Origin of the sequence: Lichenibacterium ramalinae (genome assembly GCF_004137085.1) — a bacterium.
Taxonomy (GTDB): domain Bacteria; phylum Pseudomonadota; class Alphaproteobacteria; order Rhizobiales; family Beijerinckiaceae; genus Lichenihabitans; species Lichenihabitans ramalinae.
Map to the genome: position 1 here is coordinate 1,673 of NZ_QYBC01000051.1, position 2,939 is coordinate 4,611.

The window sequence follows — 2,939 nt, forward strand, 5'->3', positions numbered from 1 at the left end:
CTGGCGGCGCTGCTGGGCCTCGTAGCGCGCGCGCGCCGCCCCGACCTCGTCGCGCACCGACACTTCCGGCACGGCGACGTCCCACCAATGGCCGCCCGCGCCCGTGGACGGACCGGCGTCGGTGTCGATGAGGATCAGCTGCGTGACCCGCCCGGCGCGCGCCGCCGTCACGGCTTCCTCGAGTTCGGCCACGCTCGACACCTTGCGGGCTTCGGCACCGAGGCTGCGGGCATGGGCCACGAAGTCGATCGGCGGCAGGGCGACGTGGCGCGTGTCGGCGAGGAGGTTGTTGAAGGGGGCGCCGCCGCATTCCTGCTGCAGGCGGTTGATGCAGCCGTAGCCGCCGTTGTCGAGCAGCACGATTGTGAGCTTCAAGCCCAGCATCACCGAGGTGGCGATCTCGGAATTCAGCATGAGGTAGGAGCCGTCGCCCACCATGACGATGACCTCGCGGTCCGGCAGCGCCATCTTGACGCCGAGCCCGCCCGCGATCTCGTAGCCCATGCAGGAATAGCCGTATTCGAGGTGGTAGCCGAGCGCGTCGCCCGTCTTCCACAGCTTGTGAAGCTCGCCCGGCAGCCCGCCCGCCGCGCAGACCACGACGTCCGTGGGGCGCCCGGCGCGCTGCACGGCGCCGATCACCTGGGCGTCCGAGGGCAGTGCCGCGTCGGTCGGGCCCGTGAAGCCCGCCGCCGTGTCGTCCCAGGCCGCCTTCTCGCGCGCCATCCGCCCGGCCCAGGCCGCGGGCGCGCGGGCGTCGCCGAGCGCGGCATCGAGGGCGTCGAGCCCCACCAGCGCATCCGCCACCAGCGGCAGGGCGCCGAACTTGCCGACGTCGAACGCCTGTACGTTGAGCATCAGGACCCGGGCCGGCGTGCCGCCGATCAGTGACGTCGAGCCGGTGGTGAAGTCGGCGAGGCGGGTGCCGACGGCGACCAACAGGTCGGCCTCGGCCACCAGCGCGTTGGCGGCGCCCGTGCCGGTGACGCCGACCGCCCCCATGCAATGGGGGTGGGTGTCGGGCAGGGTGGACTTGCCGGCCTGGGTTTCCACCACCGGGATGCCATGGGCCTCGGCGAAGGCGGCGAGCCGCCGCTCGGCCCCGGCGTAGAGCACGCCGCCGCCCGCCACGATGACGGGCCTGCGGGCGTCGCGCAGCGCCGCCGCGGCGGCGGCGAGTTCGTCGGCATCGGGCGCGGGCCGCCGGATGCGCCGCAGCCGCATGGCGAAGAAGCTTTCGGGATAGTCGTGCGCCTCGGCCTGCACGTCCTGGCAGAAGGACAGCGTGACGGGGCCGCAATCGGCCGGGTCGGTCAGCACCGCCAGGGCGCGCTCCAGCGCCGGCATGATCTGTTCGGGGCGGGTGATGCGGTCGAAGTAGCGTGACACGGGGCGGAAGCAGTCGCTGGCCGAGACCGTGCCGTCGCCGAAGCTTTCCACCTGCTGCAGCACGGGGTCTGGCGTGCGGCTGGCGAAGACGTCCCCCGGGATCAGCAGCACCGGCAGCCGGTTGACGTGGGCCAGGGCGCAGGCCGTCACCATGTTGGTGGCGCCCGGGCCGATCGAGCTCGTGCAGGCCATCATGCGGCGGCGGCGGCTCGCCTTGGCGAAGGCGATGGCGGCATGGGCCATGCCCTGTTCGTTGTGGGCCCGGAAGGTCGGGAGCGCATCGCGGGCGCCGTGCAGGGCCTCGCCCATGCCGGACACGTTGCCGTGGCCGAAGATGGCCCAGCAGCCCGCGAAGAGCGGCACCGTGGCGCCGTCCACCTCCGTCGCCTGCGCGCCGAGAAAGCGCACCATGGCCTGCGCGGCCGTCAAACGGATCGTGCCCATGCGGTCCTCCCTGTGGTTCTCGTGGCCGGGCCTGCCCGCGGCCGGCTCGTTCAGGCCTGCGGGCGGAACCGCGTCCAAGTGTCGACCAGGGCGCCGAAGCGTTCCGCCATGCGGTCGACCACCGCGGCATCCGAGAGCCCGCCGCCGAGCCAGGCCCGCGCCGGCTCGCCGAAGATGGTGCGGCCCACCGCGAATCCCTTGACGGCGTCGCAGTCCGCGGCGAGCCGGAACTGTTCTGCCAGCACCTCGGCCGGCGCGTCGAGCCCGAGCAGCATGATGCCGCGGCAGCGCGGGTCGTGCTCGCGGATCGTCCCGGCGACGGCCGCCCAGGCGGCGGCCGAGGGCTGGCCCTCGAGCTTCCACCAATCGGGCCGGATGCCGATGGCGTAGAGCCGGGCGAGGACGCGCGCCACCGTGTCGTCGGCGAGCCTGCCGTGCTTGCCGGCGATGATCTCGACCAGCAGCTCGCGGCCGATCGTGCGGGCGGCGTCCTGCAGGCGCAGCAACTCGCGCTCCTGGCGCGCCTGGAGGTCGGCCGGATCGTCCGGGTGCATGAAGCACAGGCACTTGATGCAATGGTCGACCGGCCATTCGACGAGCTTGGCGGCGAGCGAGCCGCCGCCGTCGATGTCGAGCGGGCGCGACCCCGGCGACTCCACCGGGCGGCCGATCCAGAAGGGCTGGTCGGCGGCGCGGAACAGGGCTTCGCGGCCGTAGGTGCCGTCGATCAGCATGCCGAAGCCCGGGCGCCCGCGGGCCACGCGGGTGGCGGCCTCGACGGCCAGGACCTTGAGGTCGCGGATGCGCTCGCGCGGGGCGCCGGCCTCGTCCGCCATGGCTTCGAGCTGCATGCGGTGGTCGATGGCGAAGGCCATGATGGTGGTGGGGTGGGCGGCCGCTGGCATGCGCGCGTCGCGCGTCGTCGCCCAGTGGAGGTCGTTCAGCGCCTTGTCGTGGCGCAGCTGGCGGGTGGCGGGGCCGTGGCGCAGGAAGTGCTGCAGCTCGTCCCAGCTCGGGTATTCGGCCGAGCACAGCAGCCGCGACACCGCGAAGGCCCCGCACGCATTGGCGTAGGCGCAGGCCGTCTCGATCGGCTCGCCGCGCAG

General features: G+C 73.5%; 2 protein-coding genes. Both read right to left on the reverse strand.

What is annotated here, in order from left to right:
- Nucleotides 1–1,833: 3D-(3,5/4)-trihydroxycyclohexane-1,2-dione acylhydrolase (decyclizing) (gene iolD / locus D3272_RS26845; RefSeq protein WP_129222300.1), on the reverse strand; the 1,833-nt coding region annotated here is incomplete at its 3' end.
- A gap of 50 nt (nt 1,834–1,883) precedes the next feature.
- The coding region (locus D3272_RS26850; protein ID WP_129222299.1) for a 2-deoxy-5-keto-D-gluconate 6-phosphate aldolase domain-containing protein at nt 1,884–2,939 on the reverse strand (1,056 nt) is incomplete at its 5' end.